This window comes from Halococcus salsus, assembly GCF_009900715.1.
In the GTDB taxonomy this organism is placed as follows: domain Archaea; phylum Halobacteriota; class Halobacteria; order Halobacteriales; family Halococcaceae; genus Halococcus; species Halococcus salsus.
Map to the genome: position 1 here is coordinate 514,346 of NZ_JAAAJC010000001.1, position 15,678 is coordinate 530,023.

Annotated in this window: 16 protein-coding genes; 9 read left to right on the forward strand and 7 right to left on the reverse strand. The window is 68.4% G+C overall.

Going from position 1 to position 15,678, the window contains the following annotated elements:
- Positions 1-13 precede the first annotated feature (13 nt).
- Together GT355_RS02710 and GT355_RS02715 are read right to left on the reverse strand one after the other, a co-directional pair.
- On the reverse strand, positions 14-631 hold the full coding sequence (locus tag GT355_RS02710) for a DJ-1/PfpI family protein (protein WP_160133217.1): 618 nt from the start codon (positions 629-631) through the stop codon (positions 14-16).
- Between the two features lie 42 nt (positions 632-673).
- Positions 674-2,245: an SLC13 family permease gene (locus GT355_RS02715; protein WP_160133218.1), complete on the reverse strand. Its 1,572-nt coding sequence runs from the start codon at positions 2,243-2,245 to the stop codon at positions 674-676.
- A gap of 95 nt (positions 2,246-2,340) precedes the next feature.
- Here GT355_RS02715 and mvaD point away from each other — a divergent pair, with 95 nt between their 5' ends.
- Positions 2,341-3,312: a phosphomevalonate decarboxylase MvaD gene (gene mvaD / locus GT355_RS02720; RefSeq protein ID WP_160133219.1), complete on the forward strand. Its 972-nt coding sequence runs from the start codon at positions 2,341-2,343 to the stop codon at positions 3,310-3,312.
- Positions 3,313-3,567: 255 nt separating this feature from the next.
- On the opposite strand, the gene GT355_RS02725 is transcribed toward mvaD, so the two are convergent.
- Both GT355_RS02725 and GT355_RS02730 read right to left on the reverse strand, forming a co-directional pair.
- Entirely contained in the window at positions 3,568-3,750 is a 183-nt protein-coding gene (locus tag GT355_RS02725) for a hypothetical protein (RefSeq protein WP_160133220.1), read from the reverse strand.
- A gap of 75 nt (positions 3,751-3,825) precedes the next feature.
- Complete coding sequence (locus GT355_RS02730) at positions 3,826-6,051, reverse strand: CDC48 family AAA ATPase (protein WP_160133221.1); 2,226 nt, start codon at positions 6,049-6,051, stop codon at positions 3,826-3,828.
- 113 nt (positions 6,052-6,164) lie between these two features.
- Here GT355_RS02730 and larC point away from each other — a divergent pair, with 113 nt between their 5' ends.
- Positions 6,165-7,508: a nickel pincer cofactor biosynthesis protein LarC gene (gene larC / locus GT355_RS02735; protein ID WP_160133222.1), complete on the forward strand. Its 1,344-nt coding sequence runs from the start codon at positions 6,165-6,167 to the stop codon at positions 7,506-7,508.
- On the opposite strand, the gene GT355_RS02740 is transcribed toward larC, so the two are convergent.
- The gene (locus GT355_RS02740) at positions 7,505-8,134 is read right to left on the reverse strand and encodes an NUDIX hydrolase N-terminal domain-containing protein (RefSeq protein ID WP_160133223.1); all 630 of its coding nucleotides are present in this window, start codon (positions 8,132-8,134) and stop codon (positions 7,505-7,507) included. The genes larC and GT355_RS02740 overlap by 4 nt on opposite strands.
- A complete protein-coding gene (locus tag GT355_RS02745) occupies positions 8,131-8,889 on the reverse strand; it encodes a hypothetical protein (RefSeq protein ID WP_160133224.1) in 759 nt (252 codons plus the stop codon). The genes GT355_RS02740 and GT355_RS02745 overlap by 4 nt, the downstream gene beginning before the upstream one ends.
- 56 nt (positions 8,890-8,945) lie before the next feature.
- Between GT355_RS02745 and radB the strand changes: the two genes are divergently transcribed.
- A complete protein-coding gene (gene radB / locus GT355_RS02750) occupies positions 8,946-9,641 on the forward strand; it encodes a DNA repair and recombination protein RadB (protein WP_160133225.1) in 696 nt (231 codons plus the stop codon).
- On the opposite strand, the gene coxB is transcribed toward radB, so the two are convergent.
- On the reverse strand, positions 9,642-10,529 hold the full coding sequence (gene coxB, locus GT355_RS02755; RefSeq protein WP_120069356.1) for a cytochrome c oxidase subunit II: 888 nt from the start codon (positions 10,527-10,529) through the stop codon (positions 9,642-9,644).
- 112 nt (positions 10,530-10,641) lie between these two features.
- Between coxB and GT355_RS02760 the strand changes: the two genes are divergently transcribed.
- The 6 genes from GT355_RS02760 to GT355_RS02785 all read left to right on the forward strand — a co-directional run bounded on the left by GT355_RS02760 (position 10,642) and on the right by GT355_RS02785 (position 15,662).
- The gene (locus GT355_RS02760) at positions 10,642-12,108 is read left to right on the forward strand and encodes a heme o synthase (protein ID WP_160133226.1); all 1,467 of its coding nucleotides are present in this window, start codon (positions 10,642-10,644) and stop codon (positions 12,106-12,108) included.
- Positions 12,105-12,779, forward strand: coding sequence for a DUF7546 family protein (locus tag GT355_RS02765; protein ID WP_120069361.1), 675 nt, complete (start codon positions 12,105-12,107; stop codon positions 12,777-12,779). The genes GT355_RS02760 and GT355_RS02765 overlap by 4 nt, the downstream gene beginning before the upstream one ends.
- A 39-nt stretch (positions 12,780-12,818) precedes the next feature.
- Positions 12,819-13,052, forward strand: coding sequence for an Rdx family protein (locus GT355_RS02770; protein WP_160133227.1), 234 nt, complete (start codon positions 12,819-12,821; stop codon positions 13,050-13,052).
- A 76-nt stretch (positions 13,053-13,128) separates the two neighbouring features.
- Positions 13,129-14,073, forward strand: coding sequence for an ABC transporter ATP-binding protein (locus GT355_RS02775; protein ID WP_160133228.1), 945 nt, complete (start codon positions 13,129-13,131; stop codon positions 14,071-14,073).
- The gene (locus tag GT355_RS02780) at positions 14,070-14,816 is read left to right on the forward strand and encodes an ABC transporter permease (RefSeq protein WP_160133229.1); all 747 of its coding nucleotides are present in this window, start codon (positions 14,070-14,072) and stop codon (positions 14,814-14,816) included. Before GT355_RS02775 ends, GT355_RS02780 begins: the two co-directional genes overlap by 4 nt.
- Before the next feature lie 30 nt (positions 14,817-14,846).
- The gene (locus tag GT355_RS02785; RefSeq protein WP_160133230.1) at positions 14,847-15,662 is read left to right on the forward strand and encodes a class I SAM-dependent methyltransferase; all 816 of its coding nucleotides are present in this window, start codon (positions 14,847-14,849) and stop codon (positions 15,660-15,662) included.
- The last annotated feature ends 16 nt before the right edge of the window (positions 15,663-15,678 follow it).

Below are 15,678 nucleotides of genomic sequence, written 5' to 3' on the forward strand. Positions count from 1 at the left end.
GATCGGAGCGAACCTACGTCGATCGATGTATCTCGTCGCTGCGGTCGTATTCGAGTTCGGTCGCGACGGTCTCGGCGACGTCGGCACCCACCTCCCGCTCGACCAGCCAGAGCGCGAGGTCGATCCCCGACGTGATCCCGCCCGCAGTGAGCACGTCGCCGTCGTCGACCACGCGTGCGTCGACCACGTTCGCGTCGGTCTCACGGAGGTCCGCGAGCGCGCCGTGGTGAGTCGTCGCCGGCCGGCCGTCGAGCAGCCCCGCGGCGGCGAGGATCATCCCGCCGGTACAGACCGCGGCCATCGTCGTGCCGTCGCGGTGGCGGCGGGTGAGCTCGTCGGGGAGCGCTCCCTGGGATTGGGCCCACGCGCCGCGACCCGCGCGGTCGTTCCAGCCGCCACCGGGGACTACCACGAGGTCGGGGTCGGTCCCGTCGAGCGGTCCCTCGGGTTCGACGACGGTGCCGTGGCTCGCCGTCACCTGCCCTCCGGATTCGAGAGTTCGGTGGGCGACGTCGAACCCGGCCCCGTGGTCGGCGGCGGTGGCGAACACCTCGTACGGGCCGATGGCGTCGAGTTCGTCGAAGCCGTCGTAGAGAAGGACGGCGATGGATTCGATCGATGGTGCGTCCATGTCGTCGGATCAACCGACCGGAGCAAAACCGTTGTCGTCGGATCAGAACAGCACGACCGGCCAGACGTAGGTGAAGAGCAACACGAACAGTCCGGTGAGGACTATCGTCATCAGGACGTTGAGTATCAGCCCCGCCCGGAGCATGTGGGACTGGTTCATGTGGCCGCTGCCGAAGACGATGGCGTTCGGCGGGGTCGCGACCGGGAGCGCGAACGCGAAACTCGCCGCGACGGCCCCGCTGACCGCGAGCACGATGCCGGCGGCGGGTTCCGTAACCTCGAGAGTGCCCGCGAGCACGCCACCGAGCCCGATGAGGATCGGGGCGATGATCGTCGCGGTGGCGGTGTTCGAGGTCATCTCGGGGAGGAAGATGATCGAGAGCACGATCACACCGACCACGACGACGATCGGCATCCCGACGAGCGAGCCGAAGACGGTGTCGGCGAACCACTCGGTCGCGCCGGTGGCTTCGAGCGCGTCCGCGAGCGCGATGCCGCCGCCGAAGAGCAGGATGGTCCCCCAGTCGATGTCCACGAGGTCGTCCCAGTCGGCGGTGTCGGCGAGCACCAGCGCCGGGATGGCGTAGAGCCCGACCATCACGTAGTAGAGGATGCCTTCGTGACCCGTGAGCCCGCCGAAGATCGTCGGCCCGCCGTCGGCCCCGAAGATCGTGTTGAAGATTGGGGCCGGGATGAGGCCCTCGAAGAGGAAGCCGAGTCCGCCGAGCACCCACAGCACGGCCGTCACGGTGAAGATTATCGCGACCCGTCGGCCGCGGGTGCTGAGCGCGCCCTCCTCGCGGAGGTACTCGCGGGCCTCCTCGCGCGCGCCGCTGACGTCGGAGACGTCGGGCGGGTAGAGCCGGAACGTGAGGACGTACCAGACGATCGGGAGGGTGATGATCACGACCGGGAGCCCGATGAGGAGCCAGTCGAAGAAGGAGAGCCGGTAGCCGAGGATCGAGTTGAGCTGGGCCGCGACGATGGCGTTCGGCGGGCTCCCGATGAGGGTGCCGACCCCGCCGACACTGGCGGCGTAGGCGGTCCCGAGCAGGGTGGCGATCTGCATGTTCGAGAACGCCTCCCTGTCCTCGCCCTGTTCTTCGATCTCGTCGCGACCGATGACCTGGGCGAGCACCCCGAGCGCGATGGGGGTCATCATCGCCGTGGTCGCGGTGTTCGAGACCCACATCGAGAGGAAGGCCGTGGCGAGCATCACCGCGAGCACCAGCAGTCGGGCGGAGGCACCGAGTCGGGCGATCATCCAGAGCGCGATCCGGCGGTCGATGTCGTACTTCTGGAGCGCGTTCGCCAGCATGAAGCCGGCGATGAAGAGGAAAATAAATGGATCGGCGAAACCCGCGAGCGCGGGGTCGAGCGTGGGGTAGACCCGGAAAGTCGTCAGCAGTGCGGGTATCGAGAGCGCCGTGACGGCGAGCGGGAGCGCGCCCGAGACCCAGAGCACCGCCGCGAAGTAGGTCGTGGCGACGGCGAACTGGCCGCGCAACGAGAGGCCGGCGGGCGAGGGCGCGAGCGCGATCGCCCCCGCGCCGACGATGGCGACCGCGAACAGGACGAGTCGACCGCCGGCCGTGCCGCGTCCGGGGAGATTCATCCTCGGATGCTCCTCGGGCACCTACCTAAAACTGATGGTCGTTTACGACACCTGGGATTCGGGACGTTTATTCGGGCGTCGGCCGCCCTCTCGGTATGAAAGCCACCGCGCGGGCACATCCGATCCAGGGGCTCGTGAAGTACCACGGGATGCGCGACGACGAGCTTCGCCTGCCCTACCACGACTCGATCAGCGTCTGCACCGCGCCGAGCAAGACCACGACGACCGTCGAGTTCGACGAGAACCTCGACGAGGACTCGTTCGTCATCGACGGCGAGACGGTCGACGGGCGGGGTCGTGAACGGGTCGAGAGCGTGGTCTCGCACGTCCGCGACCTCGCGGACCTCGATATACCTGTTCGCTTCGAGAGCGAGAACGACTTCCCCACGAACGTCGGCTTCGGGTCGTCGTCGTCGGGCTTCGCGGCGGCGGCACGGGCGCTCTGTGCCGCGGCCGACCTCGACCTCTCGCTTCCCGAGGTTTCGACGGTCGCCCGGCGCGGGTCGGCCTCGGCGGCGCGGGCGGTCACGGGCGGCTTCTCCGACCTCCACACGGGCCTCAACGATACCGACTGTCGGTCCGAACGGATCGAGAGCGACCTCGAAGACGACCTCCGGATCGTGGGCGCGCTGGTGCCCGCCTACAAGGAGACCGAGGAGGCCCACCGCGAGGCCGCCGAGAGCCACATGTTCGAGGCGCGGCTCGCCCACATCCACGAACAGCTCGCGGAGGTTCGCGACGCCCTCCGGGAGGGGGACTTCGAGCGGACCTTCTCGACCGCCGAACACGACTCGCTCTCGCTCGCCGCGACCACGATGACCGGTCCCGCCGGCTGGGTCTACTGGCAACCCCGAACCCTCGAGATATTCGAGACGGTGCGCGACCTCCGCGAGGAGGGCCTTCCCGTCTACTTCTCGACGGACACCGGCGCGAGCGTCTACGTCAACACCACCGTCGAACACGTCGACCGGGTCGAGGAAGCCGTCGCCGATTGTGGTGTCGAAACCCGCGTCTGGGAGGTCGGCGGGCCGGCGCGCGTGCTCGACGAGTCCGAAGCCCTCCTTTGAAAAAGTCGGTCACGACCCGATTTTGAATGGGGGCGGCGGGACGGCTGATGCGCGCTCGCGATCGGTGCGAACGGCGGATGAAGTGAGCCGTGAGCCGAGCGAACGAGGAGTGCAGTCGGCTGGGGAGACTCGTGGCTGTCGCGGGGCGGTGTGTGATTCTCTGTTATATCGTGGTCCGTCTGGTACGAACCAGTTGTCAGTCTCATCTCTCGTTTCCGCTGGCTCGTGCCCCGATAACTGATCTCGGCTCCTCTACTACCCGTTCGAAGGGTGGTCCCGCCGCTGTTCTTCTTCGATCGCCTGTCGCTTCCCGCGCGTGTACATCAGATAGGCAAGGAGAATAGTCAGCGGAAAGAGTACGACCGCAAGGATCGCGAGCGGCGGAAACGCGAGAAACAGCAGGAACGTCTTCCACGAAACGATAGTGCCGTTCGACATACCGATATCGTACGGCCGCAAGACGAATATGTTTTGCAGAAGCGTAGGAAATTCGGTCGTCCCTCCGTCAGCGGGTTACTGGAAGCCGATCCGGCCGCCGCTCCGACCGCGGCCTGGGTCGCTCGCGCCGCCCTTGAACTCGTCCTCCATCTTGTCGTAGTAATCGAGGATGTCCTCGGTGATCGTCGGACGGACGGATTCGAGCGCCGCGCGGAAGTGGCGCATCTCGACCGTGTCGGCCTCGGGGTCGTCGCGGAGTGCCTGGATCGCGGCCTCGCGCGAGATGGATTCGAGGTCCGAGCCGACGTAGCCGTCGGTGACCTCCGCGATCTCGCGCAGGCTGACGTCGGCCGCGAGCGGGGTGTCCTCGGTGTGGATGGTCAGGATCCGCTCGCGGCCCTCGACGTCGGGCTGGCCCACCATCACGAGCCTATCGAACCGGCCCGAACGGATGAGCGCCGGGTCGATCATGTCGGGTCGGTTGGTGGCGGCGATCACCATCACGTTCTTCATGTCCTCCAACCCGTCGAGCTCGGTGAGGAGCTGGTTCACCACGCGCTCGGAGACGTTCGAGCCGACGTCGCCGCCCCGCGCCGGAGCCAGACTGTCGAGCTCGTCGAAGAAGATCACCGTCGGGGAGACCTGCCGGGCCTTCTTGAACGTCTGGCGGATCGCCTTCTCGGACTCGCCCACCCACTTCGAGAGGAGCTGTGGCCCACGAACCGAGATGAAGTTGGCGTTGGTCTCGTTTGCGACGGCCTTCGCCATCAGGGTCTTCCCGGTTCCGGGTGGCCCGTAGAGCAACACCCCGGCAGGCGGTTCGATCCCGAGCCGCGAGAACCGCTCGGGGTTCGAGAGCGGCCACTCGACGGACTCCTTGATCTCGCCCTTCGCGTCGTCGAGCCCGCCGACGTCGCCCCAGGAGACCTTCGGGAGTTCGACGAGCACCTCGCGCATCGCGCTCGGGTCGACCCCGCCGAGCGCGCCCTCGAAGTCCGCGCGCTTGATTATCATCCGGTCGATGAGGCTCGGCGGGATCGACTCCTCGTCGAGGTCGATCTCCGGGAGGTACCTCCTGAGCGCCTTCATCGCCGACTCCTTCGTCAGGGATTCGATGTCGGCCCCGACGAACCCGTGGGTCTCGTCGGCGAGGTGTGAGAGGTTCACGTCGTCCGAGAGCGGCATCCCGCGGGTGTGGATCTGGAGGATCTCCTCACGACCACGCTCGTCGGGCACGCCGATCTCGATCTCGCGGTCGAATCGACCGGGGCGGCGGAGCGCGGGGTCGACCGAGTCGACCCGGTTGGTGGCGGCGATCACGATGACCTGGCCACGGCTCTCGAGCCCGTCCATCATCGTCAGGAGCTGGGCCACGACCCGGCGCTCGACCTCGCCGGTGACGTCCTCACGTTTGGGCGCGATCGAGTCGAGTTCGTCGATGAAGATGATCGCCGGGGCCTCCTCCGAGGCGTCCTCGAAGATCTCCCGGAGCTGCTGTTCGCTCTCCCCGTAGTACTTCGAGATGATCTCCGGACCCGCTATCGAGAAGAAGCTCGCGGAGGTCTCGTTGGCGACGGCCTTCGCGAGCAGGGTCTTGCCCGTGCCGGGCGGGCCGTGGAGCAGCACACCCTGGGGCGGTTCGATCCCCAGCTTCTGGAAGATCTGGGGGTGTTTCATCGGGAGCTCGACCATCTCGCGGACGCGCTGGATCTCGCTCTGGAGCCCGCCGATGTCCTCGTAGGTGATCCCGCCGCCGGTCTTCTCGAAACCCGAGATCGGCTCCTCGCGAAGTTCGACCTCCGTGTCCTCGGTGACGAGCGCCACGGCGTTCGGCTGGGTCTCGACGGCGATCAGCGGGATCGCCTGACCCGGCGAGCGCATGAACGGGTGGTTGGTCGAACTCATCACGGGCACGATGTCGCGCTCGACGACCGGTCGTTTCAGGATCTGGCGTTTGACCATCCCCGCGGCGTCGCTGCCGAACTGCACCGAGGCGTCCTTCGGCGGCGCGAGCACGAGCTTCTCGGCCTTCTCGGTCTCGGCCTTCCGGATCTCGACGCGTTCGCCGATGCTCACGTCGGCGTTCTGTCTGGTGAAACCGTCGATACGCACGGTGTCGGTGTTCCAGTCCTGTCGATCCGCGCGCCAGACCTTCGCGGCGGTGGTGTCGCCGCCTTCGATCTCGATGATGTCGCCCGGCGAGAGCTTGAGATGCAGCAGGGTGTCGGGGTCGAGGCGGGCGATGCCCCGGCCCGAATCGTTCGGGTAGGCCTTCGCCACCTCCAGTTGGACTTCGTTCATGGTCGGGAGGGGATACCACCCATCGGGTGTTGGCGGAGTTATGCCTTTTGCCTATCCCGGCCCCTCACCCGAGCGACCGGACGGTTTTTCGCCCCCGCCGACCCCCTTCCGATATGCGAACGCTGGCTTTCGACGGGCGGATGGGCGCGAGCGGCGACATGGTCTGTGCGGCGCTGGTCGCCGCGGGCGCGGAGCCCAGCGTGCTGGAGCCCGTCGAAGAGATACTCGACGTCCGCTATCGGGTCGGAACCACGGAGAAGAACGGGATCGCCGCGACGACGGTCGACGTGCTTCTCGATAGCGAGGATCGGAACCAGAACGAGCACGGGCACGACCACTCGCACGACAGCCACGACCATTCTCACGAAGAGCACAGCCACGAGCACTCGCATGGCGACCACGCACACGGCGACCACGACCACACCCACGGCGACCACTCACACGACGGACACACCCACGCGGAGGGCGCGGGTCCGTCCCGGAGCTACGCCGAGGTGGTCGAACTGGTCGAATCGATGGGACTCCCCGCCGGCGTGGAGGCCGACGCGAAGGCGGTCTTCGAGGTCCTCGGGCGGGCGGAGGCCGCGGTCCACGGCACCGACCTCGACGAGACCCACTTCCACGAGGTCGGCGCGGACGACGCGATCGCGGACGTGGTGGGCGCGGCGCTGCTCCTCGCCGACCTCGACGTCGAGCGCGTGGTGACGACCCCGGTCGCGACCGGCGGTGGCGAGGTCGGGATGAGCCACGGGGTCTACCCGATCCCGGCTCCCGCCGTGGTCGAGGTCGCCGAACGTGCGAGTTGGGCGCTCCGCGGCGGGCCGGTCGAGGCCGAACTCCTCACCCCGACGGGCGCGGCGATCCTCGCCCACTTCGCCGACGGCGTCGAACAGCTCCCGACGCTCGACGTCGATGGCTCGGGCTACGGTGCCGGTGACACGGACTTCCCCGAGCATCCCAACGTGCTCCGCGCGCTGGTCGGGGACGGCCAGGGAAGTCTCGTACCCGACGAGATCCGGGTGCTCGAAACCACGCTCGACGACGTCACTCCCGAACTCCTCGGTGGGCTCCACGAGCGCCTGAAGGGGGCGGGCGCGCGCGACGTCTCGGTGTTCCCCACGACGATGAAGAAATCCCGACCCGGCCACCTCGTTCAAGTCATCGTCAAACCCGAGGACGTCGAGCGGGTGGCGCGAGCGCTCGCCGTCGAGACCGGCACCCTCGGCGTTCGCGAGACCGGCGCGCGTCACCGCTGGATCGCCGAGCGCGCCTTCGAAACCGCCGAGATCGAAATCGACGGGACGACTCACGAGGTCACGGTGAAGATCGCCAGCGATACCGAAGGTAGCGTCTACGACGTGAGCGCCGAGTACGACGACGCGGCCGCCGTCGCCGCCGAAACCGGGCTCCCGATTCGAGAAATCATGCGGCGGGCGGAGAACGTGGTTCGGGACTAGTTCTCGCCGCTTCGTTCCCGCCACGCTTGACGCGCGTCGAGTGCTGGCCGGTGGAAGTCGAGCGTCCACTCGGGCACGTCCTCGACCCTCCAATAATCGAGTGCTGCCCCTTCGTTGGACAACTGGAGCGTGCCACCGGTCGCGCGACAGAGGTAGAGTAGCAGTACGTGTCCGTGGGGGTTGAGCGGGTTCGGATCCATGAAGTAGGCGTCGACCACTTCGACCGTCTCCACCGTGAGACCCGTCTCCTCTCGCGTCTCGCGTACCGCCGTTTCGTCCGGCGGTTCGAGCGGCTCGACCGCCCCTCCGGGAATGTCCCACGTTCCGGCGACGTACGTCGAACCCTCGGGACGTTGCATCAGTAGTATGCGTCCCTCGTCGTCGAAGATTGCGGCTTTGACCCCGACGTTCGGCGTGGCGTAGCCGAGGTTCGCCGCGAGCCGCTCTCTAGTCTCCTCGGGTGGCAGCGCGACGGTTTCGGCGTAGTACTCGCTCACGAGTTCGAGCATCCGCTCGTAGCGCTCCCGGTCGTAGGGGTCCTCGACGAAGAACAGCCCCGCTTTCGCCATCACTCGAAGCTCGTCGAGCAATGGCAGGATATCGATCGTCTCCGATTCGTCCGTCATGGCTCCCGATGCTCCGCGAGCGCCTCCTCGATGCTCAACTCGCCGGCGGCCACCCGGCGCGCGAGCACCTCGTCGATCTCCCGATTCGTGGGGGAGCGCTCGCGCGAGCGCGCCTTGATGACGTCGAGTTCGCCCGCCGTGGGTTCGATCGTGCGCTGGGTGACGCGCTCGCCCGCGAGCCGTGCGATGTTGACGGCGGCGAGCACGTCGCCCATCCCACGCGCGCCGGTGCCGAGGTGCGGTGTCGTCCCGGTCTCGTCGACGAGCTCGACGGGCATATCGAGGTCGTCGATCAGCGACGCGCCGACGAGCCGTGCGCCGTCGCCGATCCGCACCACCGGGTCCACCGCGCCCTCGACTTCGTCCTCGATCACCGCGGCGGCGTCGGCGACCGGCACCTGGAACGCCGCGACACAGACCTCGCCCGAGAGCACCGCGATCCCGGGTTTGTTCCCCGGGTCGACGCCGATCACCGTTCGGCCCCCGTCGCGCACGACCGACAGCGCCGCATCGACCCCTCTCCGCGGCGCGTCGGGGTCGGCCCGCACGAGGTCGATATCGGTCGCGTCGTCGGGTCGCGGGTCCTCGCCCGCGCCCGCGATCACGACGCGGGTCCGTTCGGGGAGGTCGTCGCCGGGCTCGACGGTGGTGAAGGTGACCCCGCGGTCGCGGAGTTCGGCGACGACCCCGTGGTAGAGCGCGAAGTCGGTGGTGGCGACGACGATCACGTCCCGCGATCCGACGCCGGAACGCATAAATTCCGACCCTCGCGGACGCGATCACTTTTGGTGGGTGGGGGAGAAGCCCGCCCGTGAGCGACCCGATCCCGACGGGCTGTCCCCCGCTCGACGACCTCCTCGGCGGCGGTCTCCCACGCGGAACCGTCACCCAGGTCTACGGCCCGCCCGCCGCCGGCAAGACCAACCTCGGGCTGTCGGCGGCCATCGAGACCGCCGTGGCCGGCGAGACGAGCTACTACATCGACACCGAGGGGCTCTCGGTCGACCGGTTCGAGCAGCTCGCACGGGCACGCTCCGACGACATCGAGGGGCTCTCGTCGCGGATCGTGATCGCCGAGGCGCTCGACTTCGAGGAACAGGAAGAGGCCGTTCGGGACGCCGAGGAACTCGCCGAGCGGGCCTCGCTGATAGTGCTCGACAGCGCGACCGGCTTCTACCGGCTCGAACGCACCGCGAACGACGACGGCGAGGCGCTCCGGCGGGTCGGCCGCCAGGTCACCCACCTGCTCTCGCTCGCGCGCCGATACGACCTCGCGGTGCTCGTCACGAACCAGGTGTTCGCCGACCCCGAGACGGAATCGGGTCGCCCGCGCGGGCTGGGTGGCAACACCCTCGCCCACCTCACCGGTGTCATCCTCCGATTCGAACGGTTCCGGGCGGGGAACCGCCGGGCGACGCTCGAGAAACACGCGGCGAAACCCGCCGGCGACACCGCTCGGTTCGCGATCACGGGTGCGGGGCTCGAAGCCGTCGAAGAAGAGGCGTGATCAGTTCGCGCGCGCCGGGACCGGTGCGACCGCGATGTCGGATTCCGTCGCGTTGCCGGCCGACGAGTTGCCCGAGGAGCTGTTCCCCGAGGCGTTACCCGACGAACCGCTGTTGAGGCTGTTGCCGCTCTGGCGCTGCTGTTGGAGCCACGACTGGTACTCGTTCTGGGGGAGCACCGTCATGTTGGCGAGCATCCGCGAGTGGCCCGACCCGCAGTACTCCGCACAGTAGAGCTGGAAACTCCCGGTCTGGGAGATGTTGGTCTGGATCGTGTCGTACTGCCCGGGGATGGTGTCCTGTTTCAGCCCGAGCGCCGGGACGTGGACCGCGTGGAGCACGTCGTCGGAGATCACGTGGAGGTAGACCTCGGTGTTCGCGGGGACCACCAGCGTCCCGGAGGAGGTGACGTTGTCGTCGGGATAGTTGAACGTCCAGCCCCACTGGTAGGCCCTGATCTCGACCTGCGCCGCGTCGGGTTCGGTCGGGGCGACCGCGCCCGAGACGTCGGGTTGTGTCACGGCGGGCTGTATCTGCTGTTGGGCCTGCACGCCGTCGTCGGACGGCGCGACGTAGGGGCTTCCCATCACGAGGAAGGAGCCGAGACCGACGAACAGCAGGATGACCGCGGTGGCGACCGTCCACGTGATCTCGAGGCGGCGGTTCTCGCGGGTCGGCGTCGGGTTGTCGTTGTTCCGGTACTTCCAGACGGTGTAGATCAGGATACCCTCGACGAGGATCGTGATCGGGACCGCGACCCAGAGGAGCTTGCCGTTGAGGCCGTTGATGAGCTCCTCGTTGATCGAGGACTGTGCCAGCACCGGCTCGGTCGCGGCGAGAAGAAGCGCGACCGCGAGGGCGGCACAGAGCCCGATGCGCTTTCGGTTCATCTACCGTTGCCTCCGATTGTGGGACATAAATACCTGCTGACTCCCCGCCCGGTGGCCGAAAGCGCGGAGCCTAAGTACGGCCGCAGCGAACCTCGGGTCGAACCATTCCATCGTGACTCTCGAGAGCTCTACCGGCCGCGAACGGGTGACGAACCTGCTCGCCCTCGCCGTCATCGGCGTCTATCTCCTCATCGTCATCGGCGCGACGACGTCGCTCACCAACGCAGCCGGGGCGTGTTCGACGTGGCCGGCCTGCGGCACGAACCTCGACGACACCCGGCTCCTGATCGCGTGGGGCCACCGGATCGCCGCGCTCGTGGTCGGGCTGGTCGTGCTCGCGGCGGTCGTCGTCGCGTGGCGCGCCGAGGTCCCCGGTCGGGCGAAGGCCGCGCTCGCGGTCCCGCTCGTCGGCTACCCGGTCCAGATCGGCATCGGTGCCCTCGCCGCCACCACCACCATCGGCTGGATAACGAACCTCCACCTCCTGTTCGGGATGGCGATCTTCGCCGCCCTCGTCGCCGCGCTCGCCTGGACCCTCGAGACCGTCCCCGAGCGCTCGCCGGTCGATTCGACTCCCGCAGAACCCCCGGAAGCTGCTCCGTCCGCCACCGAACCGCCCGCGACGGCTGCTGAACCGTCCGCGACGACCACCGAATCGACTTCCTCCGGGACCGTTGCCGCCACCGATACGACGACCCGACCGGGAGGGCTCTCGCGACTCAAGACGCTCGCTGGGGCGTACTTCCAGCTGATGAAGCCCCGGCTGATGTGGCTGCTGTGTCTCGTCGCGGCCGCCGGGATGGCGCTCGCGGCCGGTCCCGCGCTCGACGCCGTCACCGTCGTCTCGGTGCTGCTCGGTGGCGTGCTCGCGATCGGCGCGAGCGGCACCTTCAATCACGTCCTCGAACGCGACATCGACCGTCGGATGAACCGGACCGCCGACCGACCGCTCGCCACCGACGAGGTGGGGGTCCGCAACGCCATCGGCTTCGGCGTGGTCCTCGCGGTCGCCTCGCTCGCGATATTCTCGACCGTGAACCTCCTCGCCGCCGCGCTCGGGCTGTGTGCGATCCTCTTCTACAGCGTGATCTACACCCTCGTGCTCAAACCCAACACGGTCCAGAACACGGTCCTCGGGGGAGCTGCGGGCGCGCTGCCGGCGCTCATCGGCTGGGTCGGCGTGACGGGAAAGATCGGCGTGCCGGGTCTCGCGCTCGCGGGCGTGATCTTCCTCTGGACCCCGGCGCACTTCTACAACCTCGCGTTGGCGTACAAGGACGACTACGCGCGCGCCGACTTCCCGATGATGCCGGTCGTGCGCGGTGACCGCCTCACCCGCAAACACATCGTCTGGTATCTCGCGGCCACCCTGCTCGGCGCGAGCGTTCTGTCGGCCGTCACCTCGCTCGGCTGGCTCTATGCGGGCGTGACGGTGGCCTTCGGCGCGCTCTTCCTCTGGGCCGTGGTCGGCCTCCACCGCGAGCAAACCGAACAGGCCGCCTTCCGGGCGTTCCACGCCTCGAACGCTTACCTCGGCGCGCTGCTGTTCGCCATCGTCGTCGACGCCATCCTGCTATGAGCCACTCCCCGTTGGCCCGCGAGCGCCTCGCCCGATTCCGCCCCGAGCGGGGCACGCTCCTCTGGGGTGCAGTGATACTCAACGCCGAACTCCTCGCGGTCCTGCTCTACGTCGCGCAGCCCTCGGTTACACCGACCGCGTTCCAGTACTACGTCTACCCGTTCGTCTGGATCAACGTCGGGCTCTGGGCGCTGTGGCGGACCCGCCCGCGGGCGGCGGACCGCCGTCGGAAGCTCCTCGTCGGGGGGCTCGCCGTGGCCTACTTCGCGGTGCTGGCCTACGCCGGCGGGCTCGTCGGTCCGGGGATGGGTTCGATGGCGACCGGGTTCCGGCTCGCACCCCTCCCGCCCGGACTCGGCCCCGCGCTGGTCTACAGCGGCGCGTCCGTCCAGTTCGCGCTGTTGCCCTACAAGGTCGTGGGCTACGTCGCGCTCGCGTACCTCGTCTACGCGACCGCCCTCGACGTCTCCGGGTCGGCCGTCTCGGGGATCTTGGGACTGTTCTCGTGTGTGAGCTGTACCTGGCCCGTCATCGCCTCGGTCGTCAGCGGCGTCGCGGGCAGCTCATCGGCGGTCGCGGGCGCGGCGCTTACCAGTTCCTACGGGCTCTCGACCGTCGTCTTCGTCGTCACCGTCGGGCTGCTCTACTGGCGGCCGTTCGGTGACCGATAGCGACGACAGGGCTAACCCCGCGGCGCTTCGAGGGGATCCATGACCGACGTCGAGATCGAATACTGTGTCCCGTGTGGCTTCCTCGACCGTGCCGAGGCGATCCAGCACGCCCTCCTCACGAGTTTCGGCGACCGACTGGACAGCGTCGCACTCGTCACCGGCGACCACGGCGTGCTCGAAGTCCGCGTCGACGGCGAAGTGGTTTTCGAGAAGGCGGAGGACGAATACGACGTCGACGGCATCGTTCGCGAGGTTCGTGGTCTCCTACCCTGAGCCACGACCAGTCAGGACGACGACACTCCGCCGGCGGAACGCAACCGCTTAAGCCGCGGCGAGGTTCGGGTTCGACATGCCAGCGGCTCTCATCGCCGACGGCGTTCGTCGGGAGTACGGCGATACCGTGGCGCTCGATGGGGTCTCGCTCTCCATCGATGCCGGCGAGGTGTTCGCGCTCGTCGGGCCGAACGGCGCGGGCAAGACCACCCTGGTCCGTGCCCTGACCGGCACGACCGACGTCGACGGCGACGTCTCGGTGTTCGGCGAACCACCCACCGAGGTGGCGCGGACACGCCTCGGGGTGCTCCCACAGGACTTCTCGCCGGCCGACCGCCTCACCGCACGCGAACTGATCACTTACTACGCGGGGCTCTACGACGACCCGCGCGACGTCGAGACGGTGCTCGACGAGATGGGGCTCGCCGACACCGCCGACACGTGGTACGGCAAGCTCTCGGGCGGCCAGCAGCGCCGGACCTGCGTCGGCGCGACGTTGGTGAACGACCCCGACCTCCTGGTGCTCGACGAGCCGACCACCGGGATCGACCCCGCGGGCCGGCGCGCCCTCTGGGAGCTCCTCGAAGACCTCGCTGCGGGCGGCACCACTATCCTCCTCACCACCCACTACATGGCCGAGGCCGAACGCCTCGCCGACCGAGTCGGCCTCCTCGCCGACGGGCAGGTGGCGGCGGTGGGGACACCCGGCGAGCTCGTCGGCGAGTACGGCGGGGAGACGCGGCTCGAGATCGAGAGCGACGCCGAGCCCGCCGCTCTGGAGTCGACCGACCACCGTGTCGCCTCGCGCGGCGGGCTGTTGGTCGTCGAGGACGTCTCGGCCACCGAGATCGGCGCGGTGGTGGCCGAGCTCGACTGGAACGGGGTCTCCTACGGCGAGCTCGCGTGGCGTCAGCCCGACCTGGAGGACGTCTACCTCGCCGTCACGGGTCAGGCGGTCGGCGGCGGCGGTGACCCCGTCGAGGAGCCGACCAGGGGTCCCGAGGCGGGGGTGGCCCAGTGACCGCGACCGGTCGGGTGCACGCGGAGTTCGCAGCCGCCGGCAAGTCGTTCCTCCGGCGGCGGACCGCGGTGTTCTTCACCTTCTTCTTCCCCGTGCTCCTGATCGTGATCTTCGGCGTGCTCGTCGGCACCCAACCGACGGGCGGCGGGCTGTTCTCGAAGGCACCGGGCTACTACGTCCCGGCGTACCTCGCGGTGGTCGTGCTGCTGACGCCGCTCTCGCGGGTCGGGAGCACGGTCGCGCGGTTCCGCGACGGCAGTCGGTTCGAGAAGCTCGCCACCACGCCGCTGACCCGCCCCGAGTGGCTGCTCGCGCACACCCTCGTCAACGTCGTCGTCATCGGTCTCGCGAGCCTGATCATCCTCGTCCTCGTGGTGTTCGTCACGGGTGCGAACATCTCGCTCTCGCTCGCCGTGATCCCGTTCGTCGCGGTGGCGGTCGCGCTGTTCTGCGGGCTGGGCGCGCTGATCGGCAGTCTCGCGGGCTCGACCGACGGCGTGATAGCCGCGAGCAACGCCATCGGGTTACCCCTCCTCTTCCTCTCGGAGACGTTCATCTCGCCGGACCTCCTCCCCGGCTGGTTCCGGCCGGTCATGAACCTCTCCCCGCTGACGTACTTCGCGCGTGGCGTGCGGAACCTGACCTTCGCCGGCGGGCCGTGGACGTTCGACTTCATGGTGCTCTGCGTCGTCGCGGTCGTCGTCTTCGCGCTCGGGGCCTACGCCCTCCCGGAAACCGACTGAGCTTTCCTCCCGCCGGTGTTTCCCCGTCGAATGGCCGACGAACGAGCCGAAACCAACCGCGAGATGTGGGACGAACTCGCGAGCATCCATCCCGAGACCGACTTCTACGACGTGAGCGGCTTTCTGGCCGGCGAATCGACGCTCCACGAGCCCGAACGCGATCACCTCGGCGACGTCGCGGGCGAGTCGTTGGTCCATCTCCAGTGTCACATCGGTCTCGACACGCTGTCGTGGGCGCGCGAGGGGGCGGACGCCGTCGGGGTCGATTTCGCCCCGGAAGCGGTCGCGGCGGCGCGTGGGATCGCGGAGCAGGCCGCCGTCGACGCCGAGTTCGTGTGCTGTTCGGTCGACGAGGCACCCGAAACCCTCGACCGCGAGTTCGACGTGGTGTTCACGTCCTATGGCGCACTGGTCTGGCTCCCCGATATCGAGGCGTGGGCGCGGACGGTCGCGGCGCTCCTCCGTCCCGGCGGTCGGCTCTGTCTCGCGGAGTTCCACCCCGTGACGGACGTCTTCGACGTGGCGTTCGAACCCGAGCGGTCGTACTTCGATGGGGGAGCCCGCCGATTCGAAGGGACCGGGTCCTACGCCGACCCCGACGCTGCCACCGACCAGAACGTCTCCTACGAGTGGACCCACGGTCTCGGCGAGGTGTGCACCGCACTCGTGAACGCAGGGCTGTCCATCGAACGGGTTTCGGAGTATCCCTACACCTTCTTCGAGCGGTTCGAGGGGATGGTTCGCGACGACCGAGGTCGTTACCGGATCGGCGACGGTCGACCCGAGATCCCGCTGGTCTACGCCATCAGCGCGAACGAACCTCGTCGCGACCGCAAGCAACGCTAAGCCGATCCCCGACGTA

What these genes read in the sequence shown, in the direction of transcription:
- GT355_RS02710 (WP_160133217.1), bottom strand. Translation starts at nt 631, where the DNA reads ATGGACGCACCATCGATCGAATCCATCGCCGTCCTTCTCTACGACGGC.
- GT355_RS02715 (WP_160133218.1), bottom strand. Translation starts at nt 2,245, where the DNA reads ATGAATCTCCCCGGACGCGGCACGGCCGGCGGTCGACTCGTCCTGTTC.
- mvaD (WP_160133219.1), top strand. Translation starts at nt 2,341, where the DNA reads ATGAAAGCCACCGCGCGGGCACATCCGATCCAGGGGCTCGTGAAGTAC.
- GT355_RS02725 (WP_160133220.1), bottom strand. Translation starts at nt 3,750, where the DNA reads ATGTCGAACGGCACTATCGTTTCGTGGAAGACGTTCCTGCTGTTTCTC.
- GT355_RS02730 (WP_160133221.1), bottom strand. Translation starts at nt 6,051, where the DNA reads ATGAACGAAGTCCAACTGGAGGTGGCGAAGGCCTACCCGAACGATTCG.
- larC (WP_160133222.1), top strand. Translation starts at nt 6,165, where the DNA reads ATGCGAACGCTGGCTTTCGACGGGCGGATGGGCGCGAGCGGCGACATG.
- GT355_RS02740 (WP_160133223.1), bottom strand. Translation starts at nt 8,134, where the DNA reads ATGACGGACGAATCGGAGACGATCGATATCCTGCCATTGCTCGACGAG.
- GT355_RS02745 (WP_160133224.1), bottom strand. Translation starts at nt 8,889, where the DNA reads ATGCGTTCCGGCGTCGGATCGCGGGACGTGATCGTCGTCGCCACCACC.
- coxB (WP_120069356.1), bottom strand. Translation starts at nt 10,529, where the DNA reads ATGAACCGAAAGCGCATCGGGCTCTGTGCCGCCCTCGCGGTCGCGCTT.
- GT355_RS02765 (WP_120069361.1), top strand. Translation starts at nt 12,105, where the DNA reads ATGAGCCACTCCCCGTTGGCCCGCGAGCGCCTCGCCCGATTCCGCCCC.
- GT355_RS02770 (WP_160133227.1), top strand. Translation starts at nt 12,819, where the DNA reads ATGACCGACGTCGAGATCGAATACTGTGTCCCGTGTGGCTTCCTCGAC.
- GT355_RS02775 (WP_160133228.1), top strand. Translation starts at nt 13,129, where the DNA reads ATGCCAGCGGCTCTCATCGCCGACGGCGTTCGTCGGGAGTACGGCGAT.
- GT355_RS02785 (WP_160133230.1), top strand. Translation starts at nt 14,847, where the DNA reads ATGGCCGACGAACGAGCCGAAACCAACCGCGAGATGTGGGACGAACTC.